Source organism: Streptomyces sp. CY-1, from assembly GCF_047218265.1.
GTDB classification, from domain to species: Bacteria; Actinomycetota; Actinomycetes; order Streptomycetales; family Streptomycetaceae; genus Streptomyces; species Streptomyces niphimycinicus.
Genome location: NZ_CP178393.1, coordinates 10,808,835 through 10,833,169 on the forward strand (window position 1 = coordinate 10,808,835; position 24,335 = coordinate 10,833,169).

19 protein-coding genes and 2 pseudogenes are annotated in these 24,335 nt (G+C 69.8%); 11 read left to right on the top strand and 10 right to left on the bottom strand.

Going from position 1 to position 24,335, the window contains the following annotated elements:
- Positions 1 to 40: 40 nt before the first annotated feature.
- From ACK1X7_RS45555 to ACK1X7_RS45590, 8 genes and pseudogenes are all read right to left on the bottom strand, one after another.
- Positions 41 to 1,228: pseudogene (locus tag ACK1X7_RS45555) on the bottom strand (NAD(P)/FAD-dependent oxidoreductase); the annotation flags it as partial.
- A gap of 18 nt (positions 1,229 to 1,246) precedes the next feature.
- A complete protein-coding gene (locus ACK1X7_RS45560) occupies positions 1,247 to 2,134 on the bottom strand; it encodes an ABC transporter permease (RefSeq protein ID WP_385154333.1) in 888 nt (295 codons plus the stop codon).
- Positions 2,131 to 3,054 carry an ABC transporter permease gene (locus ACK1X7_RS45565; RefSeq protein ID WP_413116686.1) on the bottom strand — a complete coding sequence of 308 codons (924 nt, stop codon included), beginning with the start codon at positions 3,052 to 3,054 and terminating at the stop codon, positions 2,131 to 2,133. The genes ACK1X7_RS45560 and ACK1X7_RS45565 overlap by 4 nt, the downstream gene beginning before the upstream one ends.
- Positions 3,015 to 4,181, bottom strand: coding sequence for an ABC transporter ATP-binding protein (locus ACK1X7_RS45570; protein WP_413116687.1), 1,167 nt, complete (start codon positions 4,179 to 4,181; stop codon positions 3,015 to 3,017). Before ACK1X7_RS45570 ends, ACK1X7_RS45565 begins: the two co-directional genes overlap by 40 nt.
- Positions 4,181 to 5,260 (bottom strand): ABC transporter substrate-binding protein, encoded by a 1,080-nt coding sequence (locus tag ACK1X7_RS45575; RefSeq protein WP_398160829.1) that lies wholly within the window; start codon positions 5,258 to 5,260, stop codon positions 4,181 to 4,183. The genes ACK1X7_RS45570 and ACK1X7_RS45575 overlap by 1 nt, the downstream gene beginning before the upstream one ends.
- Before the next feature lie 139 nt (positions 5,261 to 5,399).
- A complete protein-coding gene (locus tag ACK1X7_RS45580) occupies positions 5,400 to 6,131 on the bottom strand; it encodes a GntR family transcriptional regulator (protein WP_413116688.1) in 732 nt (243 codons plus the stop codon).
- Between the two features lie 473 nt (positions 6,132 to 6,604).
- Positions 6,605 to 7,072 carry a DUF6924 domain-containing protein gene (locus tag ACK1X7_RS45585; RefSeq protein ID WP_385157730.1) on the bottom strand — a complete coding sequence of 156 codons (468 nt, stop codon included), beginning with the start codon at positions 7,070 to 7,072 and terminating at the stop codon, positions 6,605 to 6,607.
- Entirely contained in the window at positions 7,065 to 9,089 is a 2,025-nt protein-coding gene (locus tag ACK1X7_RS45590; protein WP_413116689.1) for an alpha-L-arabinofuranosidase C-terminal domain-containing protein, read from the bottom strand. The genes ACK1X7_RS45585 and ACK1X7_RS45590 overlap by 8 nt, the downstream gene beginning before the upstream one ends.
- Positions 9,090 to 9,238: 149 nt before the next feature.
- Between ACK1X7_RS45590 and ACK1X7_RS45595 the strand changes: the two genes are divergently transcribed.
- The 3 genes from ACK1X7_RS45595 to ACK1X7_RS45605 are packed head-to-tail and all read left to right on the top strand — an operon-like array spanning position 9,239 to position 11,374.
- Positions 9,239 to 9,694, top strand: a complete 456-nt coding sequence (locus ACK1X7_RS45595; protein ID WP_385157724.1) for a MarR family winged helix-turn-helix transcriptional regulator — start codon at positions 9,239 to 9,241, stop codon at positions 9,692 to 9,694.
- Complete coding sequence (locus ACK1X7_RS45600; RefSeq protein ID WP_413116690.1) at positions 9,691 to 10,545, top strand: ATP-binding cassette domain-containing protein; 855 nt, start codon at positions 9,691 to 9,693, stop codon at positions 10,543 to 10,545. Before ACK1X7_RS45595 ends, ACK1X7_RS45600 begins: the two co-directional genes overlap by 4 nt.
- The gene (locus ACK1X7_RS45605; protein ID WP_390792249.1) at positions 10,505 to 11,374 is read left to right on the top strand and encodes an ABC transporter permease; all 870 of its coding nucleotides are present in this window, start codon (positions 10,505 to 10,507) and stop codon (positions 11,372 to 11,374) included. Before ACK1X7_RS45600 ends, ACK1X7_RS45605 begins: the two co-directional genes overlap by 41 nt.
- A gap of 123 nt (positions 11,375 to 11,497) precedes the next feature.
- Here the strand turns inward: ACK1X7_RS45605 and ACK1X7_RS45610 are convergent, their stop codons facing one another.
- Positions 11,498 to 12,745, bottom strand: coding sequence for an IS110 family transposase (locus ACK1X7_RS45610; protein ID WP_413116691.1), 1,248 nt, complete (start codon positions 12,743 to 12,745; stop codon positions 11,498 to 11,500).
- Between the two features lie 393 nt (positions 12,746 to 13,138).
- Here ACK1X7_RS45610 and ACK1X7_RS45615 point away from each other — a divergent pair, with 393 nt between their 5' ends.
- The 7 genes from ACK1X7_RS45615 (at position 13,139) to ACK1X7_RS45645 (ending at position 21,409) form a co-directional block, all read left to right on the top strand.
- The gene (locus ACK1X7_RS45615) at positions 13,139 to 13,579 is read left to right on the top strand and encodes a hypothetical protein (RefSeq protein WP_390792251.1); all 441 of its coding nucleotides are present in this window, start codon (positions 13,139 to 13,141) and stop codon (positions 13,577 to 13,579) included.
- 332 nt (positions 13,580 to 13,911) lie between these two features.
- Positions 13,912 to 14,706: a DUF6182 family protein gene (locus tag ACK1X7_RS45620; protein ID WP_385155458.1), complete on the top strand. Its 795-nt coding sequence runs from the start codon at positions 13,912 to 13,914 to the stop codon at positions 14,704 to 14,706.
- Between the two features lie 119 nt (positions 14,707 to 14,825).
- Complete coding sequence (locus tag ACK1X7_RS45625; protein WP_385155461.1) at positions 14,826 to 15,512, top strand: hypothetical protein; 687 nt, start codon at positions 14,826 to 14,828, stop codon at positions 15,510 to 15,512.
- Positions 15,505 to 17,232: a GH3 auxin-responsive promoter family protein gene (locus tag ACK1X7_RS45630; protein ID WP_385155464.1), complete on the top strand. Its 1,728-nt coding sequence runs from the start codon at positions 15,505 to 15,507 to the stop codon at positions 17,230 to 17,232. The genes ACK1X7_RS45625 and ACK1X7_RS45630 overlap by 8 nt, the downstream gene beginning before the upstream one ends.
- Positions 17,233 to 17,277: 45 nt before the next feature.
- Positions 17,278 to 18,144 (top strand): SAM-dependent methyltransferase, encoded by an 867-nt coding sequence (locus tag ACK1X7_RS45635; protein WP_385155467.1) that lies wholly within the window; start codon positions 17,278 to 17,280, stop codon positions 18,142 to 18,144.
- Positions 18,145 to 18,146: 2 nt separating this feature from the next.
- On the top strand, positions 18,147 to 19,328 hold the full coding sequence (locus ACK1X7_RS45640; protein ID WP_385155470.1) for a hypothetical protein: 1,182 nt from the start codon (positions 18,147 to 18,149) through the stop codon (positions 19,326 to 19,328).
- 122 nt (positions 19,329 to 19,450) lie between these two features.
- Positions 19,451 to 21,409, top strand: a complete 1,959-nt coding sequence (locus tag ACK1X7_RS45645; protein ID WP_413116692.1) for an AfsR/SARP family transcriptional regulator — start codon at positions 19,451 to 19,453, stop codon at positions 21,407 to 21,409.
- Positions 21,410 to 21,449: 40 nt separating this feature from the next.
- On the opposite strand, the gene ACK1X7_RS45650 is transcribed toward ACK1X7_RS45645, so the two are convergent.
- Positions 21,450 to 22,943, bottom strand: coding sequence for an FAD-binding oxidoreductase (locus tag ACK1X7_RS45650; protein ID WP_385155476.1), 1,494 nt, complete (start codon positions 22,941 to 22,943; stop codon positions 21,450 to 21,452).
- Positions 22,944 to 23,400: 457 nt separating this feature from the next.
- On the opposite strand from ACK1X7_RS45650, the pseudogene ACK1X7_RS45655 reads away from it, so the two are divergent.
- A pseudogene (locus ACK1X7_RS45655) lies at positions 23,401 to 24,312 on the top strand (IS630 family transposase); the annotation flags it as partial.
- Between the last annotated feature and the right edge of the window lie 23 nt (positions 24,313 to 24,335).

The following is a 24,335-nucleotide window of genomic DNA, read 5'->3' on the forward strand; positions in this document are numbered from 1 at the left end:
CGCCGGTCCGCTGCCGTCGCTGAGGACCGGCGCGCCCGTCTCACTGCTCGCCCGGGCGGCGTGCCGCAGGCGGCGGGGGCAGCACCTCGCCCGAGGTGAAGCGGCCCGGCCGGAAGTCCTCCAGCAGAGGGGACTCATGGCCGTAGAGCTCGTCCGCGACCAGGCGGCCGAGCAGCGGGGCCAGGGTGATGCCGCTGTGGGTCGCCACCACGTAGAACGGAACGTCGGCGGCGGGGAAGCCCGCCACCGTGAAACCGTCGCCCGGCATGGCGCGTTGCCCGACCCGGACCTTCTCCACGACGGTGCCCTCGGCGGCGTTCAGCACCTCGGGCAGACGGGCCAGCATGTCGGTGGCGATCTCACCATCGGGCGCGTACGACCTGGCGGGGTCCGCGGACACGTCCAGGTCCAGGGCCTGGAGCAGCAGACGGCCACCGCCGTCGGGGCGGACGTTGAGCCGTGGGCCGGTCAGCACGCGGGACAGGCGCGCGGCCGTCGGTGCGGTGGTGGCGAGGAAGCCGACCGTCGCCGAGCCCGCGAGATCCGGGTCCGCCATGGGGACGTGCGCACCGGCCAGCCCGGCCACTTTCCGTGTCCACCGGCCCGCGCAGCTCACCACCGTGTCCGCCGGGTAGCGCCCGCCGTCGGCGCAGACCACGGCCGTACCCGCCGGACCGTGCTCGATCGCGGTCACCCTGGCGCCGCCGACCACCCTCACGCCCCGGTCCCTGGCCCCGCCCAGCAGCCGGGACAGCAGCAGTACGGGCAGTGTGTACGCCTCCTCGGGGAAGAAGGCGAACACGGCGTGTGAGGGCGTCGCCGCGAGGTCCGGCTCCAGCTTTCCGGCCTCTTCCGCGGTGATCCACTCCACCGGGTAGTCCCTGGCCGTCAGCCGCGCCACCCGCTCGGCCAGCACCTCCTTGTGCCGGTCCGTCACCGCCCACTCCAGGTTCCCGGCGGGGAAGAACCACGGCGCGCCGTCCCCGGCCAACGCGTCGTGGGCGCGCATACCGGCGTGATTGAGCGCGAAGTACGGCTCCGGCTCCTTGTTCGCGCTGTTGATCCAGGCGAACGAGTTCGCGGTGGTGCCCGCTCCGGGGTGATCCGCCTCGAGCACGGTGACCCGGGCGCCACGCGCGGCCAGTTCCGCCGCCACGGCCGCGCCCACCACTCCGGCTCCGATGACCACAACTCGCACGGGAATCCTCCTTAGCACGGGGTCAGTACACGAGGTCGCTGCACGGGGTCACCGCTCGGGGTCGGCCCCGAAGAGATGAGCGACGCCGACGACGCGCTCGATGATGACGACGGCCACCGCGGCGAAAAGCACCATCACGGTGCCGACGGCGGTCACGGTCGGGTCGTAGTTGTACTGGAGGTAGTTGAAGATCCGCACCGGCAGGGTCTGCATGTCCGTGGTCACCACGAACAGCGCGATCGTCAGATCGTCGAAGGACGTGATCAGGGCGAAGAACGCCCCCGCGATCAGCGGCCCGCGTACCGCGGGCAGGGTCACATGCCAGAACACCTGCGGCGCCTTGGCGCCCAGACCGGCGGCGGCCAGCTCCGCCGACCGGTCGAGCCCGGCGAGTCCGGCCAGGACCAGGCGCACCGTGTACGGGACGGTCAGCACCAGGTGTGCCAGCAGCAGGGTGAGCGGGCTGGACGCCATGCCGAGCTGGGCGTACCACTGGAGCAGCCCGATGCCGAGCACGATCGTCGGCACGGCGAACGCGCTGGAGAACAGCCTGTCCAGCACCGACTTTCCCGGGAACGGGTAGCGGTGGATGGCCAGCCCGGCCGCGAGCCCGAGCGCCGTGGACACCACGGCCGCACCCGCCGCCACACCGATGCTGAGCAGGAAGGAATCCAGGAACTCGGGGCGGTTCAGCAGCTCCGCGTACCAGTGCAGGGTCAGCCCCTTGGGCGGGAAGGTGACATAGCTGGTCGTGGTGAGCGACGAGGCGATGGTCACCAGCACGGGCGCCAGCAGGAACAGCCCGACGAGCGCGGCGAACGCGGCCCCGAGCGGACGCCTCGCGCGCTCGCCCACGCCCACGGGGACCGGCTTGCCCCCGGCCCCGGCCGCCGCCTTGGTCCTCGCCGATGCGCGGGTTGCCGTTGCCGTGTTCACGCGAACACCTCCTTGCCGCCACGCCCGCGCAGCAGCCGGGCGTACACGGCCGTCAGAATCGTCGTCACCACGATCAGCACGAAGCCGATCGCCGCCGCGTACGGCCAGTTCAGATTGGACGTCGCCTCGGTGTAGACGAAGTACGGCATCAGCTTCACCGTGGGCCCGCCCAGAATCGCCGGGGTGACGAAGCTGGAGACGGTCAGGCTGAACACGATCAGCGAACCGGCGAGCATCCCCGGCAGGGACAGCGGGACGGTGATCCGCCAGAAGCATGTCCAGCCGCTCGCCCCCAGCCCCTTGGCCGCGGGCGTGAGGGCCGGGTCGATCCGGTCCAGGCTGCCCATCAGCGGGAGCACCATATAGGCGAGCATCACATGCACCATGCCGACGACGACCGCGGTGTCGTTGTACAGCATCTTCGGCGCCTCCAGGCCGACGGCGTGGAACCCGTCCGCGATCGGCCCCTTCGGCCCGAGCAGCACCAGCCACCCGTACGCCCTGGTCACCATGGAGATGAGCAGTGGCGACAGCAGCACGAGGGAGAGGTAGTTGCGCGCCCTGGGCGAGCGTCCGCGCAGATAGACGGCGAACGGGTAGCCCACGGCGAGGCAGCCGAGGGTGGTCAGCGCGCCGATCCACAAGGTGTGCCACAGCACGTCCCGGTAGAAGGAGTCCCCGAGGAACCGTGTGTAGTTCTGGAGTGTGGGATCGCCCGCCTGGGTGCGGAAGCTGTTGTACACCAGCATGAACAGCGGTGCGATGAAGAGCAGGGCGAGCACGGCCATGGCGGGGGAGGCCAGCAGCAGACCGGTGCGCCAGGAGCCGCGCGCCCTGCCATGCCGGGGAACCTTCGGGGTCGGCGCGGCGCCGTCGGGCCTCAGGGCCGGGCCGTCAGCGATGCGTGCTGTGGCTGCCATGCGCAGATCACCTCCTCGCCCAGCCTGGGCACCTCGGAACCGAACGGCAGCGTGGCCTCGACGCGTCCCGCGGCCGTGGCCACGACGCAGCGGATCCGGGTGCCGAGGAAGCGGGTGGCCTCGACGGTGCCGGGAAGCCCCGGCTCCGCCGTCGTATCGGCCGGTGGTACGCCCTCGGATACGGCCAGCACCCGCACCGCCTCCGGCCGCACATAGAGCCGTACCGCCTCGCCGTCGCCCGGCGCGGTGCCGACCGGTGTCGCCGTGACGAGATGCGTGTCGCCGATGCGGCAGCGGTGCCCCTCGGCGGCCACCCCCGCCGCGATCCCATCGAGCACATTGACCTCGCCGACGAACTGCGCCACGAAGTCCGTGGCCGGACGCAGATACACGGTCTCCGGGGCGTCCAGTTGATGGATCGTCCCCTCGGCCATCACCGCGATCCGGTCCGACACCGCGAGCGCCTCGTCCTGATCGTGGGTGACCAGAATCGTGGTGGTGCCCACCCGTCGCTGGAGGGCGGCGACCTCCTCGCGCAGCCGCACCCTGAGCTGGGCGTCGAGGTTGGAGAACGGCTCGTCGAGCAGCAGCAGGTCGGGTTCCACGATCAGCGCCCTGGCCAGGGCCGTGCGCTGGCGCTGCCCGCCGGAGAGCTGACGCGGATAGCGCTCACCCATGCCGTCGAGCCCCACCAGCTCCAGGGCCTCGGCCGCCCTGCGCCTGCGCTGGGCGGCCGAGACCTTGCGCATCCGCAGGCCGAACGCGATGTTCTCCGCCACCGTCATATGCGGGAACAGGGCGTAGGACTGGAAGACCATGCCCATGGCCCGCCGGTTCGCGGGGAGGTGGGTGATGTCGCGGCCGTCCACCTCCACCACGCCGGAGTCGGGCAGCAGATGGCCCGCCACCATGTTCAGCGTGGTGCTCTTGCCGCATCCCGACGGACCGAGCAGGGTGAGGAACTCCCCGGGCTCCATCGTCAGGTCGATACCCCGTATGACCTCCTTGCCGCCCAGCGCCTTGTGGATTCCCTCGAGGACCAGCCGCCCGCGGGTGCTCCCGGCCCGTGCGGCGGTGTCCGGCACGGCCGGGGCGGCCTCCTCGCCCACGGTTTCCGTCCCCGCCATCACTTGCTCTCCACCTGCTTGTTCCACTGGTCGGTCCAGGCGGAGCGGTTCTTGTTGATGGTCTTCCAGTCGAGCCTCAGCAAGGAGTTGGCCTTGTCGGCGCTGACCACCTTGTTCTTCAGGGCGGGATCCTCCTTGACGCCCCGGACCACCGAGCCGTCGTACGTCGCCTTGGCCAGCGCCCGCTGGACGGACGGCTCCAGCAGATGGGCGACGAACTTCTGGGCCACCTCCTCATGCGGTGCCTTCTTCACCACGTTCGCCGTGGTCACCAGGCCGATGGCACCGCCCTTCGGATAGGCGAACTCGATCGGGAAGTCCTTCTCCGCGAGTGTCGAGGTCCGCGACACCCCCCACACCGAGGCGGCGGCCTGGCCCTGGAGGAAGTAGTTGGACACATCGGCGGTGATGTCGAACGTCGCCGCGTTCTCGGCGATCTTCTTGACCGCCGTCAGGCCGGGGTCGACGTCCTTCTCCGAGCCGCCGTTCGCCTTGGACGCGCCCACCAGCAGCCCCACCCCATAGGTGTTGGTGATCGACGGGAGGACCACCTTGTCCTTCAGCTTGGGGTTGGCCAGATCCTCCCAGGTGGTGGGCTTGGGGATGCCGTGATCCTCGAACCACTCGGGGTTGTAGGCGATGCCCGTGGCCGTCAGCCCGAACCCCACCCCCGAGTCGTTCTCCATCCGGGCGATCGGCACCACATCGTCCACCGGCACCACCTTGGTGTCGATCGACGCGAGCAGTCCCGCCTCCAGCGCCTGCGCCTGAGGGCCGTCGTCCACCAGCGCGACGTCGATCTGCGGATTGGCGCGCTGCGCCTTGAGCTTGGCGACGGTGTCGGTGGAGGAGCCGGGGAGATAGGTGACCTTGCAGCCGCAACTCTGCTCGAACGCGGGCAGCACCGAGTCGCGGAACGCCGTCTCGAACGAGCCGCCGTAGCCGGCCACCACCAGGGCGCCCCCCTTGCCGCCACCGGCGGCGGGATTGGGCGAGCCACAGCCGGTGAGGGCGACGGTGAGCGCGAGGGCACTGGACACGGCACACAGGGCGGGCAGGGCTGATCGGGGGGAATCCATGGCTACCTCCTGCGATGAGGGATGGAAGTGCCGTTCCCGCGACCGGAGGAGGCGGGAGGGAGGGTGAAGCGATGGGGGACCGGGCCTGGCGCGGTGCACGAGGGGACGAGGAAGGTGAGAGGTACGGGGGCGTGCGGGGTCAGCCGAGCGGGCCGGGGAGCGAGGTCTCCACGTAGAAGCGGGACGTGTCGGTCGGCAGGATGATTTCGAGGTGTTCGACCACCTCGTCGTTCTCCGCCCAGGTGACGCGCAGCCAGCGGAAGACCGCGGTACCCGGTTTCAGGCCGAAGACCTCGGCGTGCTCCTCGTCCAGGGCGTACGGCTCCACATAGAGCCGTGAGCGTTGCAGGGGCACTCCGCGGTCGCGGAGATACATATGGCTCGTGACGGTGACCAGGTCCTGGTCCAGGAGGTCGGGGGCGAACCGGAAGGGCAGCACGGCGAGCTCCGTGCCGGTCACGCGGCTGCCGTCCGCGCTCAGCTTGTGGCGATCGAGTTGTACGACGGCTTCATTGTCGTCCAGGCCGGGCAGCCGCAGGGCCGCGCCGCCCGCGGGCAGGACCTTGGCGCTGATCACCCGGTGGTCGCCGTGGGTTTCCGGGCCGCTGGTCAGCACGCCCGCGGAGCGGAGCAGATTCTCCTCGTCGGTGGTCTGTGCGACAAACGTGCCGTGCCTGCGGTACCGGACGACCAGCCCGGCGTCCGCGAGGTCGCGCAGCGCGCGCTGCACGGTGATTCGCGAGACGCCGAACCGTTCTCCGAGCTCGGCTTCGGTGGGCACCCGGGTCCCGGGTGTCCACCGGCCGTCCCGGATGTTTCCCTCCAGCTCCCTGCGGATCTGCTCGTACAGCGGGAGGTCACGTTCGGCCATGCGAAGAGAGTGATCTCAACCAATTGCTATGTCAATACGTTGGATGGATATGACGTAGGGCCGTAACGCATCCTCCTCACCGGACACGGCGGGAAATCTCTCCGCAACGCGCTGGTGACGCGCCCTTCGGCGCCTCGTCAGCGGCTTCCCATCCGGTCGGGGCCGCCTGGGCGAGGATGGCGTCGATGTCGTCCACGGTGAGGGCGATGTGGACGGAGCCGACGTCGCAGGGGCGGGGCTGGAACACCGCACGGTCCGAGGGGCGGTGGTACTGGAGCGGTTCGACGCGGTGGTGGCGGCCCGGGCGGTCGACCGTCCGGGCCGTGGGAGTGGGGCGGGCGCTGGTGTCAGCCGCTTGCCAGGGACAGCCGGTCCCGCGTCACCTGGGGCTCAGCGCGCGGCGCGCCGCCGTCGGCAGGGGAATCCCCTGGAACACGCCGTCCGGGTCGACGGTGTTCTTCACCGGGTTCGGCTCACAGGCGGAGGACGCCATCCGCGGCGAGTGCCGCGTGATAGGCGAATTCCCAGAAGTCCATATGTCCGATGGCCAGGTTCACGTGCATCAAATTGACCTCCGGAGGCGCCAGCCGGAATTCGCGGTCGAGCTTCATGTCTCCGTCCTCCAGCTCCTGGCTTCTGGTCGAAACCGCGAGCAGGGGGTGGTCGCCGGTCATGGTGGCGGCATCGGCCAAGAACACGACTTCGAGCGCGGGTTCGGCGGCGGCAGCGGATCTCACGTCATCCGGACTCGCCCCGGCGAACGCACGGTCGTCGACCAGGAAGGTGCGCACCTCGAAGCCGTTGTCGTCGGGCTGGTTGAGCAGGTCGACGACGGTCCGCCACGCCGCGTCGTCCGAGTAGTCCGTGCGCACGACAAGGGCTTCGGGTTCGAAGTCGTGATGGGTGAAATCGATGGCCGGTGGCATGGCGGGGTCACGCATGGGAAGTCCTTTTCTCATCGCTCGATGTCGCTCCTGCCTCTTCCGGTGGGAAGCGCAGCAGCGTGACCGAGTGTGCTGGGAACGTGCAGGTCAGGGAGGTGCCGTGGGCCGTGACACGAGACCTTTCGATGGTGACGGCGTCGGGGTGTTCGGCGTTGTTGAAGTCGTGGTAGGTCCGGCCCGCCACCACGGACACGTCGACCGTCGTGGCATGCCGGAAACCTACCGGCTCCACCCGGGACTTGATGTCGTCGTCCGGTGAGCGGTTGACGACGAGAAGGTTGAGAGTTCCGTCCTTGTCGACGGTGGCATGCGTCACCAGTGCCTCGTAGGACGAGCCCAGCGGTGTCTCCCGGGTGGAAACCTCGGCGTTGTCCTTCACCTCGCTGGCCACGACGTGTCCGCCACCGTGGAAGAAGTCGCTGACCTGCTCGCGCACGATCGCGTCGGGGGTGGCGACGAAGCTCGGCGCGCCTCCGAAGAGGGTGCGCGACAGCCCTGGCTTCTCCCCGATCAGGTCGTTGCTCGCGGTCCAGCGGACGCCGAGGTCGGCGAACCGGGCCCACTGGGAGGCCATATAGAGGGCGTGCGACATGGCATAGGAGTACTCGGGATACGCATCGGCTTCGCGTTCCCCTCCGAAGAAGAGGGCGCCGCATTCGGAGACGGCGATATAGGCGTCGTCCTTGCCGTGTTTGCGCACCTGTGCGGTGAGGTCGGAGACCATCGTGGCGGCGGCCGCGTCGCCGAGCATCTGGTAGTCGTGTCCGGCCCGCTTGTCGGGGAAGCTCGTGACCTTCAGATCGCGCGGGAAGTTGGTGTACGGGTGGATGGCCATGCCGTCGTACTTGTCCGCGTGGCCGTGCTCGGCCAGGAACTCGGGGAAGCTCTGCCCCTCCACCAGCTTCCCCGCCTCGATGGGCGCCCAGATGGCGAGGACGTCGATGGAGGGATCCACCGCCTTCATCTTCGTGTAGTAGTCGACGAAACCGGCGTGTGGCCCGGAGTCGTAATCGGCGGTGATCTTCGCGCCCTGCTGCGGGATCTTCCCGTGCCGACCGTCGCCGAAGCGGATACCGCCGCTGCGCGGGTCGAAGGTGTAGACGGGGTCGTCCGCCCCCGCCGAGGCGAGATCGGCGACCTCGCGCCAAGTGGTGTCTCCGACGCGGATGGTCTGGCTCTTGGGCACGACGGGCGGGTACCAGACGGTGAAGCTCTGGTGGGGCTGTCCGTTGCTGACCGCGGCGGAGGGCCGGTGGTCGGTGGGTGTCCCGACATGCTGGCGCTTCTGCCGCTGGGTGCCCCCGAAGGCGTACTGCCGCATCGCCTTGTCGTCATCGGCGCTCATCCAGTAGCGCTGGTTCTCTCCGTGGAGCTCGTTGCCGATTTCCCAGTAGCGCACGCCGTAGGGCTCGGGGTGGCCGTTTCGCGCCCGGAGGTCTCCCCATGTCGTCCCCTGCGGCGCGTTCATATACGCCACCCAGTCGGCGATCTCGTCGGGGGCCGAGCCGGCGAACGGCGCCATGATCTGTGGCGTGGCGCCGACCTCCCGGATGAAGGCCATGTACTCGTCCGGGCCGAACCGGCTGTCGACCGTGGCGCCTTGCTTTCCCTCGATCTGACGGCCCCTGCTCCCCTGAGGGCCGACGGCCACCCTCCAGTTGAAGAGATTGGCGGAGGTGCCGCCGGGATACCGGATCATCCCGACCCCGGCCTTCTTGATCTTCTCGACGATGCCCGGGGCGGGCCGGTTGTGCTCCGAATCCCACATCCCGTAGGCGTCGTCGTACCACTTGGCCCCGTTCACACCGGTCATGAAAGGGCTCACCGTGAACGATCGCCGCTGGGCGTCGACGGCGACGACCGGCACGCCATCCCGGCCGCCCGATCCCCGTGTGTCGTCGGGGGTGCACCCGGTGTCGCCCATGACGCCGGCCGCCACCGCGGCCGCGCCGTACAGGAAGTGGCGCCGGCCTATCCCGTGCCGTCCTGTCCCGTGCCGACGTATCTCACTCATATCGGTCCCTCTGTTCCCTGGACGATCTTCGTTTCCGTGGGCACGGGACGGTAGGGGATGGCCTTGTGTGGTTCTTGTGAGGTGATCTGCCGGACCTCGACCGGTCCGGGTGTTGAAAATTACCTCTTAGTGAGAGTTAAAGTGGAGACATGGCCACAGAGGAGTTCCCCGAGTCGTTCGCCGATGTGCTGGGCGGCGTTCAGCGGCTGATCCGGCGGCGGCTGCGGGCCGGGATGACGGAGCCGCGACTGCGCGGTGCCCAGGTGGAGCTGTTGCGGCTGGTCATGGCCCACCCTGGGATCCGGGTGTCGGCCGCGGCCAAGGAGCTCTACCTCGCGGGCAACTCGGTCTCCACCCTGGTCAACCAGCTCGTGAAGGCGGGCTATCTGCACCGCGAGACCGATCCCGAGGACCGGCGCTCCGCACGGCTGACTGCCACTCCCGCCGCCGAGACCCGGCTGCGGGAGTGGCACGCACGGCGCGGCGCACTGGTCCGCGCGCAGGTGGCGCGGCTGTCCGAGAGCGAGCGGGCGGCGCTGGCCGCGGCCGTTCCGGCGCTGCGCAAGCTGGCCGAGAACCTTCATGAGGAGGTGGAAGGGATATGACCGACGCCCCGGAAAGCACGGCTCCGGTCGCGCTCGTCTGCGAGGGCCTGCGGTACGCGTTCGGGGAGACCAAGGCGGTCGACGACCTGGCGCTGTCGGTCCGGGCGGGCGAGGTCTTCGGGCTGCTCGGACCCAACGGAGCGGGCAAGACCACCGCGATCCGCTGCATCACCACACTGCTGCCGGTCCCCACCGGGATGGTGCGGGTGTTCGGGCACGACGCGGCGAAGGAGCGGATGGCCGTCCGCCGGCTGCTGGGCTACGTACCGCAGCAGCTCTCCGCCGATGCCGGGCTCACCGGCCGGGAGAACGTGGAGCTGTTCGCCCGCGTCTTCGACGTCACCCGCCGGGAGCGGGCCGACCGCGTGGCGCGGGTGCTGGCGGCGGTGGACCTCACCCCGGCGGCCGACCGGCTCGCCAAAATGTACTCCGGCGGCATGGTCCGCCGCCTGGAGCTGGCCCAGGCCCTGGTCAGCGCGCCCCGGCTGCTGATGTTGGACGAGCCGACGATCGGCCTGGACCCGATCGCCCGGACCAGCGTCTGGGAGCACATCAACGCGGTACGGGCGGCCACCGGGATGACCGTGCTGGTCACCACGCACTACATGGACGAGGCCGACCAGTACTGCGACCGGGTCGCGCTGATGCACCGCGGCCGGATCCACGCACTCGGCACGCCCGGCGAGCTCCGCTCCGAGCTGGCCGGCCGCCGTCGGGCGGAGGGCGAGGCCGATCCGAAGCCGACCCTGGAGGACGTCTTCCGGGACGTCGCCGGAAGTGGCCTCGACGAGCAGGGAGGAGATTTCCGCGATGTCCGAAGCACCCGTCGCACCGCGTCCCGGGTCGGCTGATGCCGCCGGGCTCGTCCCGGACGGACGGCCCGATCCGCTGCTGACCCCGCCGCGCGCCCGCACCGGCTGGCGGGTGCTGCCCGCGCGGGTCATCGCCATGTGCGTGGTCGAGCTCCAGAAGCTGCGGCACGACCGCACCGAGCTGTACACCCGGGCGGTCCAGCCCGCCCTCTGGCTGCTGATCTTCGGCGAGACCTTCACCCGGCTCAAGGCCATACCGACGGGCGGCACGCCGTACATCGACTATCTCGCGCCTGGCATCATCGCCCAGTCCGCGATGTTCATCGCCATCTTCTACGGGATCCAGATCATCTGGGAGCGGGACGCCGGTATCCTCACCAAACTGCTGGTCACCCCCACCCCGCGGGCCGCCCTGATCACCGGCAAGGCATTCGCCTCCGGGGTGAAGGCGCTGATCCAGGCGGTCGTGGTGATCGTCATCGCGGCGCTGCTCGGAGTGGCGCTGACCTGGAATCCGCTGCGGCTCCTCGGGGTGGCCGTCGCGGTGATCCTGGGCTCGGCCTTCTTCTCCTGCCTGTCGATGACCATCGCCGGAATCGTGCTGACCCGCGACCGGCTGATGGGCATCGGGCAGGCCATCACCATGCCGCTGTTCTTCGGCTCCAACGCGCTGTACCCGGTGGCGCTCATGCCCGGCTGGCTCCAGGCCGTCAGCACCGCCAATCCGCTGAGCTACCAGGTCGATGCCTTGCGTGGATTGTTGCTGGGCACTCCACACCATCTCGCACTCGACTACGGCGTCCTGGTCCTGGCCGCCGCGGCCGGTATCACGGCGGCCTCCTCGCTGCTGGGGCGGCTGGCGCGCTGACCCGGGCGGTGTGCGGGGGTGCCGTAGCGCGGTGTGCGCTGGAACGGATCCGCACCGTACCGTCGTCGGGACAGCGGCCACCGGGCCCTACGAGCACGAGAGACATCTCGCGTGCGTAACAAGTCAAGCCGCCGTGGCCAGAGCCACTGAAGGACCGGAGGTGAACGCGTGTTGCTCGTCGGAGAGCTGTCGGCTCTGCAGGCAGTGGTAGAGCTGTCCGATCATCCGGTTGAACAGGTGCCGCTGGGCCCCGGCGTGCCAGTCCCCACGCTCGCGTCGGTGCTTGTAGTGGGCGTTGGCTCCGGGCGAAACCCGCATGGCGGGGAGTGCCCAGAGGAAGCCGGCGGCGATGAGGCGGTTGTTCTTGATGTAGCGGCGTCCGACGTAGCGCTTCTTGCCGGAGGCGCGGGTGACCGGCGCGGACCCGGAGTATGCCTTCAGTGCACGGGCGTCGGCGAAGCGGGTGCGGTCGTCACCGATCTCGGCGAGCACCCGGGCGCCGAGCTGGACCCCGAGGCCGGGGAAGCTGAGAAGGATCTCAGCATCCGGGTGCTGGCGAAAATGGACCTCCACCGCCTCGGCAAGCTCGTCGGCCGCCACGCAGGCCGCATCCAACTGCTTTATGAGAGCCAGGAGTTGGATTCCGAAGGCATCCTCGACAGCTTTGGGCTGGCGTGCGTGCTCAGTGCGGAAGACGGAACGCAGGCGCTCGGCCTCGGCATCGATTCCCCGCTGACGGCCGGCTCGCTTGAGCGCGGACCGCAGTTGGGTGAGGTTGAGACGGGCGGCTCTGGCCGGGGTCGGAGCGGTGGCCAGGACGGCACGGGCCTCCGCGCGGGCCAGGCCGTGCTGCTTGCCGAGGAAGGCGTCCAGGGCGGCCGGGTAGTACTCGCGCAGCAGCGAGCGGACCTGGTTGACGAGCTGCTGGCGGTTCCAGACCGCGTCCTGCTGGGCGCGGGCGAGAACGGCGATGGCGCGGGCGTGGTCGGAGTCGGCGGGCAGGGGCCGGTGGGCGTGCATGTCGGTGCGCAGGATGTTCGCCAGGACCAGCGCGTCGCCGGGGTCGGACTTCTTGCGGCTCACGCCGTGGCGGTCGCGGTAGCGTGCGGCGGCCAGTGGGTTGATCGCGTAGATCGGCCGCCGGCCCGCTTGCAGGACGGCGACCAGCAGTCCGCGCGAGGTCTCGATGGCCACCGGTATCGGGGCCTCGGAGGTGTCGCCGTACTCGGCGAGCAGGTCGAGCAGCAGGCGGTAGCCGTCCGCGTCGTCGCTGATGCGGCGCTTGGCGAGCAGGGTGCCCGCCTCGTCGACCAGGGCGACATCGTGGTGGTCCTCGGCCCAGTCGATGCCGCAGAACACTGTCACATCCATCTCCGTTCCGTTGTGGTTCGCGCAGGTGAAAAGCCTGTGCGGGCCACGCGGCGACCTAATCCCAGGACTCGTCGGTCCGCCATCTCGCCAGCCGTTCGTGGCACCAGCGGACCGCAGGGGCCTCCGTCTTACGAAGAGCTCGGGGCTCGGGACGAAGGAAGAGGTCGCCCTGCGGCGGGCTCGCACCAAGACGATCAACGAACACCAGTTCCGGACGGGTTCGTGGCGGCCCGAGGGCACCGGCTGTCGCCGGTCTCTCGTAAGGCCTCCAGGGCCGGGAACCACAAGGGATTCACCCGGCACCCGCGGGCCACCACGACCCCATCCAGCAGCAAGACCAGCCACCCCGCCGGGGCCCGGCTGGAATCCCTACACACGGATTAGGAACACGCGGTGCGGTACGAGGACGGATCCCCTTACGCGTACACCCCCGGCATCGGGGTGCCCCAGGGCGTCCCGGCGGTCAATGTCGGGTGGCTGGAGCACCAGGACGAGTTCCCCCGCGGTCAGGTGCCCACAGAGTTCGTCCACGCGCTCGCGGTCCTCTGCCGGGACAACTCCACCAATGCCATGCGGGGTTGGCAGAACTGCACACTCGCGCATCCCGAGGGGAAGCCGCCGTATCCCGTCGTGGTGGATGTCGACGGCACCGAGGTCACCCTCGGCAGCGCCGAGGTCAGGGTCCTGGCCCGGGACGGAAGGTGGCTCATCGCCCCCAATCTCGTCCTCCACTACGTCATCGCCCACGGCTATCTCCCGCCGCGGGAGTTCATCGAGGCGGTGACGGCCTGGCGCGCGATCCCGGAACCCCCCTCCGGATTGCCGCGGTTCTAGCTGTGGGAGGCCACGACGTTGGTGACACCGTTGTCCACGTGCGCGCGCAGAGGTCTGCCAGGTAGTGCGCGAGCGTGCGACGGGGCAGCGGGCCGCCGGTGACGCCGATCGTGGACCACAAGGCCAGGAGCTTCTGGCGGGCGGAAGTACACCCTCGAGAGGACCGTGCGGACCGCGGCCGAACGGCCGCCTGCCGTCGGCGGAAGGACGACCCGCCTCGGGCCGCGCTATCCAGACGATAGAAGCCCTCTGGATACTCGGAAGATCCACACGGCTGGTCAATGGAACGGCGCCATCGCGCGGCGGTCCCGCGCTCGAGGGGGAAGTTGCGCGTGTTCACCCAACAGTTTCTGAAGACACAGCTCGCGTCCAGGATCCGTGTCGCACGCACGGGGCGGGACGCGGAGGCGCCGGCGGCCGGGCCGCTCACCGCGGAACGGATGGCGGACATCGCCGCCGAGGCCGCGTCGGCGACGACGACCGTGGCCGTCGTCCTGCGCCGGTTCGAGCCCCAGATCTACCTGGAATCGGTGCTGGGCTTCGCCCTGAGCCTTCCGGACAGCCGGCGTGAGGCATGGCTCCGGGCCTACACCAGGACCGTGTTCCTGACCGGAAACCCGGCGAACCTCGCCAACCGATTCGCATTCCACCACATCAGCCGGGACGGTTCCATGGCGTGGACGGCGCCGGACGACTCGGGGGAGCGGTCGCCGTTGCGCCGGCTGCTCAGACTGTTCCCCACGGCGGAGCTGCCGGTGCTCCCCGCCCGTCTGGAGGTGCCCGCGGCGGTTCCCCCGCCGGAGCGCGACGATCGCGCACCGGTCCGCCGGGCCCGGCTGTACGCGGTCACGACCCGGGTGTCCCTGGCCGACTACCTCGTACACGTACACCATGTTCTCGCCGAGGCCGTCATCACGAAACTGATCGACGAGCACACCGAGCTGACCGTCCATCACGTACCGCAGCTCGACCCATCGGATGGCCCCTTCGACATGCTGCGCATCGTCCCTGACGCCGAGCCGGACACCTTCGGGGATGGCCCGGTGGCCGCCGGTCCCGGCCGGCTGCGCGCCTGCGCGGGGCTCTCCCTCACGGCAGGGGCAGGGGCGCGGTCCGGTCCCTCATGACCTGCGCCGACGCCCCCACGTCGGTCATATGACGTTCTGTCGCCGATGGCGCTATCGAAGCGATATATCGCAGTCGGATAATCGGTGAATCTCATGTGAAATGATCAAAGGAAGCTCCCTTGGCAGAACTGCCCATGGCCCGCGTGCTGTCTCCCCGAGAGGGCCGCCGGGTGAGGCCGCGATTAACGGTCCTGCTCGGACCCGACTACTCCGGAAAGTCCTCGGTGCTGGAGGGTCTGGCCGAGCGGGGGACCTGCACGGTCGTCTCGTACGACAAGGCATTGCTTGACCCGGTGTACTCGCTCATCGGCAGGGTGCGCGACGAATTCCTCACGGAGGCGCTGCGGGCGCCCGCCGGACGCTACTCCTCGGACCTCTTTCTCACCGTGGTGCAGATCGCGGTGGTACACCTGCGTGACCGGATGATGGATGCCCCGCCGGACCGACCGGTGATCGTGGACTCCTACTACTTCAAGCTCCTGGCCAAGTGCTCGCTGCTCGGTTACGACAACGCGTCGTTGTTCTCCTGGTGGCGGTCCTTCCCGCCCCCCGACCAGGTGGTCTACCTCGATGTGGAGCCCGCCGTCGCCTGGGAGCGAAGCGGCTGGGGAGCGCATGCGAATCCGATGGAGCACTACGGCGAGAAGCCCACCGAGGACTCGTTCACACGCTTTCAGATGGATTTGGGTGAAGTGATGGCGAAGGAGATGACCGGACTGAACGTCATCACCCTCGGACAGCCCGATGGTGTCGAGGAGTCCGTGGATCTCGTGGAGAAGACCATAAGGGATGGTGCACATGGCTGAGGCGGCGGAGCTGGGCGACGCGGCGGGCGGGACGTTCTCCGCGTACCGGAGCAGGGTGCTGGGCGAGCGGGACCGGCTGTGGGCGGCGCTGGACAACGCCCGGGAATCCCAGGACGACGCGCTGCGCGGCATGCTGCGCGACAACGCGGACACCGAGTTCGGGAAGGCACACGGCTTCGCCCGCTGCGGCGGCGTGGACGCCTACCGCGCGGCGGTCCCCATCGCCGACTACGCGTCGCTCGCCCCCTGGATCGAGTCGGCCGCCGCCGGGCGGCAGAACGTGCTCAGCGCGGATCCCGCCGTGGTCTTCTTCAAGAGCAGCGGCAGCACCGGGGAGAGCAAACAGATCCCGATCACCCGGCAGTTCATGCGCACGTCCTTCTTCCCCTTCTACTACGCGGCGTGGGCCAACTTCGTCGAGCACTTCCCCGAAGCCGTGCAACGGGCGGACGCCACGCTCAACCTCAAACACGACCCGGCCCCCGCCATCGGCGCCACCCGCTCCGGGCAGCCGCATCTGGGCGCCAGCCAGGTCGACTTCGGCCAGGCGTTCGGCGAACCCCTCGCGGCCGAGCCCGGCAGCCGGGCGCCCTGGGGGACACTGCCGGACTTCGTGGACCCCGCGGACCACCTCCAGCGCAGCTATGTGCGGCTGCGCGCCGCGATCGAGCACGATGTGCGGTGCGTGATCGGTATCAACCCGGCCATGGTCGCCGCGTTGCCGTACCAACTCGTCCAGTGGTGGCCCCGGTTGGTCAAGGACCTGTACGACGGCACGATCGACGGGCACCCCGGCGGCACCCCCGACCCCGCCCGCGCCCGTCTGCTGGAACGGTCGGCGGAGCGCGCGGGAGGGCTGCTGCCCACCCACGTCTGGCCCCGGATGCAACTGCTGTTCTGCTGGACCACCGGTCTGGCCTCGCTGTATCTGCCGCGGCTGCGGGAGGCGTTCGGCCCCCGGGTCACCGCGCTGCCCGCCCCGGTGGCGGCGTCGGAAGGCTTCGTGGCCGTAGCGCTGGACCGCCATCTGACGGCCGGATCACCGGCGATCACCGGCGGGCTGCTGGAGTTCGTGGACGCCGACGAGGACCTCCGGCCCGACTCCGCCACCCAGCTCTTCCACGAGCTCGAGCCCGGCCGCGAGTATCACGCCGTGATCAGCCACGTCGGCGGCCTCTACCGGTACGCGCTCGGTGATGTGGTGCGGGTGGTCGACCGGGCCGGGGACATCCCGCGGGTCGAGTACGCCGGCCGGCGCACCCTCTCGGACGCCGTCGGTGAGCGGCTGCGCGAGTCCCATGTGGTGACCGCCCTGCGCACCGCGCTCGCCTCCACCGGGCTGGACGTGCGCAACGCCACTTGCCGGGTGGTCGGCGCGGGTGGGACGCGGACCGGCGGGGATCCGGCGGGCGCGGACCGGGCGCAGGGGGCCCAGGCGCCGCGGTACGCCTTCGCCCTGGAACCGTTCCTTCCCTGGTCGGACCGGGAGACCGCGGCTCTGGGACGGGCGGTCGACGCGGCGCTGAGCGCCGCCGCCCCGGGCTACCGGTCGGCGCGTGGGACGGGCCGGCTGGGCGCCCCCGAGATCCACCGCGTGGCGCCCGACACCTTCGCCCGCGACTGGCAGCACAGGGTCGCCGCCGGAACCCGCCCGGCCCAGGTCAAGGACCGGGTCTTCCAGAACGACGACTCCGCCTGGCAGCGCCTGATCGGCGGCTGAGGCGCCCGGCCCTCTTTCCCTCCTCCTCCCGTAAGGAGCACTCACGTGGCACCATTTGACGCGATCGCCCGGACGTCCCTTCTGACGGCGGCCCTGCGGGCCAAGGAGACCGAGCGACCGGACCGGCTCTATGCGGACCCCTTCGCGGCCCGGCTCGTGGGCGCCATCGGAGGCGACCTGCTCGGCCAGGTCGCCGACGCGACCCGGCCCCATCGTGCCGAGCCCGGACAGAAGGTGCCGAGCACCTTCGACTTCAACGCGATCCGGACCCGCTACTTCGACGACCTTCTGCTCACCCAGGTGAAGGACAGCGCGTATCCCCAGGTGGTGATGGTGGCCGCGGGCATGGACACCCGCGCCTTCCGGCTGCCCTGGCCCCGGCCGATCGAATTCTTCGAACTGGACCGTCCGGGCGTGCTGGAGGCCAAGGAGTCGGTCCTCGGCGACGAGCCGGTGCACCCGGGGGTCACCAGGCGTCTGGTCGGCGTCGACCTGCTCGGCCCGGACTGGACGGACGCCCTCCTCGCGGCCGGCTACCGTCCGGACCAGCCCTCCCTGTGGCTGCTCGAAGGGCTGCTGTACTACCTCACCGAGGACCAGACCCGGCAGCTCGTCTCCCGTGTCGCGGAGCTGACCGCCCCCGGCAGCCGGATAGCCGCGGACCTGGTCAGCGCCACCACCCTCACCGCCCCCGCCGTCGTGCCGCTGCTCGAGGTCTTCGAACGCCTGGGCTGTCCCTGGCTGTCCGGGCACAACGAGCCGGAAGCGCTCTTCATCGAGCACGGCATCGAGGCCGAAGTGGTGCAGCCGGGGGAGGAAGCCGCGCACTACGGACGGTGGGCCGACCCGGTCCATCCGCGCCATGTCCCCGACGTCGAGCGGGTGTTCCTGGTCAACGGCGTGCGGAAATGAGCATGGACACCCCTCGACGAACCACTGCCGGGCCGCACGACACCACCGGCCCGGCGGTGGTGGGCGATCCCCCGCGCCGGCCCAGGGTACTGATCGCTCCGGTCACCGTGACCCCCACCAAGGCACTGGGCCTCAGCCATGTCAAGGGACTGCTGTGGGTGGACGTCATGTACCGCGCCACCCGACTGCTGGCCGATGCCGACTACCTCTACAGCCACACCGCCTTCAACATCACCCGCCAGACCGCGGGCTTCTGGGAGTACCTGGACCGCGCCTGCCCCGACATCGACCCCGCCCGGTGCACGGAGGACGACGTCGGCCGTCTCTACACGGCGTTTCAGGCACAGCCCTCGCCGCCACCGGACGAAGCGCTCCAGCCGTACGTCCGCGCGGTCGAGGAGATCGGGTGGACGCATCCGGTGAGCCGGCGCGTCCTGGAGATCTGGCGCGGCCACTATGACTGGCTGGGGCTGTACGACCCGGGCATCACCCGGACCACGCCGCCCAGGATGGGGCTCGAGGAGGTGGTCGAGTATCTCGCCAAGCGCGGTCTCTGTCTGGACGCCCGCCGCGACGGAGGCCCCGTCTATCTCGATGCCACCGCCCAGGGCCTGCCCCTGCGCCCGGTCACCTCGGCCGGCGGTCACCCCAATTATCTGGGCTGCGCCCTGCGTGACCTGGTGCCGATGCTGGAGCGGTACGACGAGATCGTTCTCGTTCACGACCGCGAGCTGACCGAGGACTACATCCTCCTCCAGAAGATCTTCGGCGCGCTGGGCGCCGAAACGCATCGCCTCTGCCTGAGCAGAGTGCCGCTGGACGGCATCGTGCGCTCCAGCCGCCATGGAGTCGACCACCGGCACACCGTCGCCGGGCTCGCGGACGAACTGGGCGACTACGGAACCACGGAGGCCGTCCGCCTCGGCATACGCCTGTACTTCATCGCGGGTCTCGGCAAGGGCAGCGGTCAGTCATTCCGAATGGACCTGCTGCGCGAATTCATCGACCGCGCCGGGAAACTGCTCGCCAGGGACGATGCGCCCGATGCGCCGGATACGGAGGCGTTTCTGCGGCGGAACACCGGCGGCCGGGCCTTCGTCGACGCCTACCGCCTCACCTCGGCGCTCCTCGGCAGACATCGCCGAGTTCCGCTGCGGGCCCTCACCTCGTCCGTCTACGGCTGAAATCCCCGACTCAGGACACTAGGTCTTTTTCCGGTGTTTTGGTCTGAGTCGTGGTTTAGCCTCACTATTACCACGTTGTACAGAGCGTGGTGAGGTCTACTCGGCGTCCGAATGAGGTGGTTGTGGACTTCGCGCTTCTCGGTCCTCTCATCATCAACTTCGAGGGCCGTCAGTTGACCGTTCCCGCGGCGCGGCAGCGCATTCTCCTTGCCGCGCTGTTGCTCAACCCCAACCGTGTCGTCTCCATCGACCGCCTTTCGCACTTTCTGTGGGACGGATTTCCGCCGTCCAGCGCCTGCGCCACGCTGCGGACCTATGTGATGCGGCTGAGACAGGTACTCGGCCACGAGGTGGGCCGGCGGATTGTGACCCGTTCTCCGGGATATCTCATCGAACTGGACGAACACGAAAGCGATCTCGGCCGGTTCGCCGCGCACCGCCGTGCCGGCGAATCCGCCATCGCCTCCGGCGACCTGTCCACCGGTGCCGAAGAACTGCACCGGGCACTGTCGCTGTGGCGGGACCAACCACTGCTGGACATCCCCTCGTTCACCCTGTGCGAGGTCGAGGTGCGGCACCTTCAGGAGCTGCACAGGCAGACCCTCGCCAAGCGGATCGACGTCGCGCTGGATCTCGGTCAGCACAACGGAATGCTTCCCGAACTGTGGCGGCTGGTCATCCAAAGCCCGCTGGACGAGCCGATGGCGGCCCGACTGATGCTGGCCCTGGCCCGATCCGGGCAGCAGGCCGAGGCACTCGACGTCTTCCGGCGCACTCGCGCCCTGCTGATCGACCAGTTGGGCGCCGAGCCCGGGCCCGAGCTGAGACGCATGCAGCAGCGGGTGCTGAGCGACGACGAGCCGCAGCCGTCCGCCGCGAAGCGCATGAGCGTTGTCCGGCTCTCCGGGAACCGGCCACGGCCGGCGCAGTTGCCGGTCGCTCAAACCACCTTCGTCGGACGGGCCGATGAGTCCGCGGCGCTCCGTTCCCTGCTGTGCACCCCCGTGTCGGACCCGGGCGGCGCCGCGATCGTGGCCCTCACCGGCGGGTCCGGCGTCGGCAAGAGCGCACTGGCCCTGCACCTGGCCCACGGCTTGCCCGACACCTTCGAGGACGGCCAGCTCTTCGCCGAACTGCGCGGCGCCGACGAGCAACCGGCCTCTCCCGCCGACGTACTGGCCCGGTTCCTGACGGATCTGGGGCTGCCCCGGTCGGCCGTTCCGCAGGGCCTGGCCGAACGGGTCTCCCTGTACCGGTCATTGACCGCCGACCGCAAGATGCTCGTCGTTCTCGACGATGCCCTCGACGCCGCCCAGGTCCGCGGCCTGATCCCGGGGAGCGGCGGCAGTCGGCTGATCATCACCAGCCGTAACCATCTCGCGGATCTGGAGGGGGCGAGCACCCGCACGGTGAGCCCGCTCCCCGAGCACGCGTCGCTGGAACTGCTGGGCGGCGTCGTCGGCCATCAGCGCGTGCGGGATGAGCCGTTCGCGGCCCGGCGCATCGCCTCCGTCTGCGCCGGGCTGCCGCTGGCGATCCGCATAGCCGGCGCGCGCTGTCTGGCCCGGGAGCAGTGGTCGCTCGAGGACATGGCCGAACGGCTCACCTCGTCGGGTCGATTATTGGACGAGTTACGTGTCGGCGATCTCACCGTACGCGCCGGTCTGAGGTCCGAGTACGCCGCTCTGCGCGCCCAGTCCACCCACCTCGACCCATCGGCGGGGCCGGTCCCCGACGCCGCCTTCCGCGCTCTGGGCCTTCTGGGCACCGCCGAGGTCACCCCCGAGCCGGTGGCGATCATGCTGAATTGCCGGGTCCACCAGGCGCAGGACACCCTGGAACGGCTGGTCGACGCCCGGCTGCTGACCTCCCCGAGCCCCGGCCGCTACCACCTCAACGACCTGGTGCGGGCGCTGGCCCGGGAGGTGGCCGAGGAGTCACCGGTCGGCCCCATCGCCCTGCGCCGGACCGCTGACCTGGTACGGCCGGGTCAGCGAGAAGATCACCCCCGATCCGCGGCATGGTACCCGGCCGCCGTTGCCGCGAAGCGGCGCCCCGCCCCCCGCTTTGGACGGCTATGAGTCCGCAGCGCACCGGCGTGGCAGTGTCGGTGCGCGAAGGTCAGGCGCCGATCCCTTGCGGATAGCTGAAGAAATTGGTCGGATCGTACGTCCGATTCACTCGGACCAGCCGGTCGTAATTCGCGCCGTAGTATGCCCGCCGCCAGTCCTTCAATGTCGGATCCGGGAAATTCTGATAGGACTGCGGCGGAGGCGTTTCACCGAACATGCTCTGGTAGAACTCACCGAGCCACTGAAGATTCGCCGTGGCCACGCGTGGCGGATCGTAATCCGCCCAGGAGGTCTCCGCGGCGAGGATGAACACCCCGTTTCGGTGCACGAACGCCGTCGCGTCCGGCGGCACTTGGTTGATCTCGCCGCCGAGGGCGAACATGGCGAATCCGGCGCCGTCCTCGTTGTCGCTGCCCGGCCAGTCCAGCAGCTTTTCGGCGGCGGCACCGATCTGCTCATCGGTCAGGAGCGTCCGGGAGGTCAGAACCGCCGACTTGGCGCCGAACTGCTGCACCGGCGTGGTCGCGCTCAGCAGCGTGCTCGCCTGCCCCGGAGTGACCTCGCGGACGGACGCCGCGTTGCGGGCGCGCTCCTCCGCCGTGCCGATGGCGAGCAGCGGAGCCAGGATGGCGCGCAACTCCGCGAGGTCACCGTAGTACTGGCCGATGGCATTGACGCCCGCGTTGGCGTGGATCTGGTCCCTGGTGACCCCGTGGGTCCCCATGCCGACGCGGAGATGGAACCGCTTGTCGTCCAGGGTGTGCACGGCGATCTGTTGCGCGGCGTCGATCATCGGCACCGCCGAGTCCAGGCTCCAGCGCAGCTCGTAGAAGCCCACATCGCCCTGGAACCGCTCGTACTGGAAGGTAAAGGAGGTGTTGACACCGAAGTTGTTCCCGGCCCCGCCGCGACAGGCCCAGAACAGGTCGGGGTGCGAGTCCTGCCCGGCCTCCACCACGCGGCCGTCGGCGAGCACCACGGTCGTCGAGACCAGCCGGTCACAGGTCAGGCCGAACATCTTGTCGCTGAAGCCGATGCCGCCGCCGAGCACCAGCCCGGCCACCCCGACCGTGGGGCACCGGCCGGTCGGCACGAACATGCCGCGGTCCTCCAGCATCGGGTGCAGGTCGGCGTTGGTGACCCCGGCTCCCACGGTGAGGGTGCCCGCGTCATGAACGACTCGCATCCGTCCGTAGGTCCGGGTCCGGGAGCGGGCACCCGGCAGCGGGGTGGAGACGATGCTCTTCATCCGGGCCATGTTGAGCAGCAGGCCGGTGGTGGCGGAGTACCCGGCGTAGTTGTGGCCCAGCCCGGAACGGGGCACGGCGGGCAGCCCCACCGCGCGGGCCCAGCGGACCGCCGCACGGACATCCCCGGTCGTGGCGCATGCCACGATCCCCGCGGGGCAGATCCCGGCGTAGCGGTGGTTGAACGGAAGCGCCAGCGGTGGGTAGCCGGAATCTCCCGGCCGATAGAGCGTGGAACGCGACGACAGCGCTTGAGCCAGCAACTCCCAGTCCCGTTCGCCGACCCGATCCGCCACTTCGGTGGATGGCGCGGCAGCGGCGGGCGAGGATGACAGGCCCGCCACCTCCGTGCCCAGAACCCCCACAGTGCCCGCCCGCAGTACGTTCCGCCTGTTGATCAACGTGGCTGCCCTCACAAGAAGCGCTCCGGAGACGCGACTGGTCTCCCTCTCGCCCAGAGTCAACCGGCCATCGGCCGGCACAGCCGCGAAACGGATTCCCACCCACGGGCCCGCAACCCGAAAGAAGGCCGACCTGCCGCTGAATGCCTCAGCCGGTACGCCGAACAGGCGCGCGCTGATCCGGGCGCCCGCCGCCATCGGATCGTGCGACGGTGGCGATCGTCCGGACGCCTCCTGCTCGCTCAGTCAACGGTCTTCAAGTCGCCTAGTGTTCTGACCGAATAGGTTCGCCGGGTTGGTAGTTGGAGCGGTTGGATGAGCGGTGACGTCCGTTCCGTTCGTTGGAGGTGTGGTGGCCGAGCCTGTGCGGGTGCGCAGACCGACCGACCAGGAAGGGCAGAAGCTGCAGCAGATCGTGCGCCGGGGCAGCACCAGCTCGGTGCGCTATCGCCGGGCGATGATGCTGCTGTCGTCGGCCGACGGGAACCGGGTCCCGGTGATCGCCCATCTGGTCCAGGCCGACGAGGACACGGTGCGGGCGGTGATCCACCGGTTCAACGAGATCGGCCTGGCCTGCCTGGACCCTCAGTGGGCGGGAGGCCGTCCCCGCCTGCTCGCCCCTGACGACGAGGACTTCGTCGTCCAGACGGCCACCACCCGCCCGACCAAACTCGGCCAGCCCTTCACCCGCTGGTCGATCCGCAAACTCGCCGCCTACCTGCGCCGCGTCCACGGACACAGCATCCGCATCGGCCGCGAAGCCTTACGGCGCCTGCTTCGCCGCCGCGGCATCACCTTCCAGCGCACCAAGACCTGGAAGGAGTCCCCCGGCCCCGAACGCGACGCCAAGCTCGACCGGATCGAGCACGTCCTCGAGCACTTCCCGGACCGGGTCTTCGCCTTCGACGAGTTCGGGCCGCTGGGGATCCGGCCCACCGCGGGCTCCTGCTGGGCGAAGCGGGGCAAGCCAAACCGGCTGCCGGCGACCTACCACCGCACCCACGGCGTCACCTACTTCCACGGCTGCTACTCCGTGGGCGACGACCGCCTGTGGGGCGTCAACCGCCGCCGCAAGGGCACCGCCAACACCATGGCCGCGCTGAAGTCGATCCGCGCCGCCCGACCCGACGGCGCCCCGGTCTACATCATCCTGGACAACCTCTCCGCCCACACCGGCGCGGACATCCGCCGCTGGGCGAAGAAGAACAAGGTCGAGCTGTGCTTCACCCCGACCTACGCATCCTGGGCCAACCCGATCGAGGCGCCCGCCCGCTCGCTGGCGCGGCC

What these genes read in the sequence shown, in the direction of transcription:
- ACK1X7_RS45595 (WP_385157724.1), top strand. Translation starts at nt 9,239, where the DNA reads ATGGCCACAGAGGAGTTCCCCGAGTCGTTCGCCGATGTGCTGGGCGGC.
- ACK1X7_RS45605 (WP_390792249.1), top strand. Translation starts at nt 10,505, where the DNA reads ATGTCCGAAGCACCCGTCGCACCGCGTCCCGGGTCGGCTGATGCCGCC.
- ACK1X7_RS45580 (WP_413116688.1), bottom strand. Translation starts at nt 6,131, where the DNA reads ATGGCCGAACGTGACCTCCCGCTGTACGAGCAGATCCGCAGGGAGCTG.
- ACK1X7_RS45570 (WP_413116687.1), bottom strand. Translation starts at nt 4,181, where the DNA reads ATGGCGGGGACGGAAACCGTGGGCGAGGAGGCCGCCCCGGCCGTGCCG.
- ACK1X7_RS45585 (WP_385157730.1), bottom strand. Translation starts at nt 7,072, where the DNA reads ATGCGTGACCCCGCCATGCCACCGGCCATCGATTTCACCCATCACGAC.
- ACK1X7_RS45630 (WP_385155464.1), top strand. Translation starts at nt 15,505, where the DNA reads ATGGCTGAGGCGGCGGAGCTGGGCGACGCGGCGGGCGGGACGTTCTCC.
- ACK1X7_RS45640 (WP_385155470.1), top strand. Translation starts at nt 18,147, where the DNA reads ATGGACACCCCTCGACGAACCACTGCCGGGCCGCACGACACCACCGGC.
- ACK1X7_RS45600 (WP_413116690.1), top strand. Translation starts at nt 9,691, where the DNA reads ATGACCGACGCCCCGGAAAGCACGGCTCCGGTCGCGCTCGTCTGCGAG.
- ACK1X7_RS45575 (WP_398160829.1), bottom strand. Translation starts at nt 5,260, where the DNA reads ATGGATTCCCCCCGATCAGCCCTGCCCGCCCTGTGTGCCGTGTCCAGT.
- ACK1X7_RS45610 (WP_413116691.1), bottom strand. Translation starts at nt 12,745, where the DNA reads ATGGATGTGACAGTGTTCTGCGGCATCGACTGGGCCGAGGACCACCAC.
- ACK1X7_RS45590 (WP_413116689.1), bottom strand. Translation starts at nt 9,089, where the DNA reads ATGAGTGAGATACGTCGGCACGGGACAGGACGGCACGGGATAGGCCGG.
- ACK1X7_RS45565 (WP_413116686.1), bottom strand. Translation starts at nt 3,054, where the DNA reads ATGGCAGCCACAGCACGCATCGCTGACGGCCCGGCCCTGAGGCCCGAC.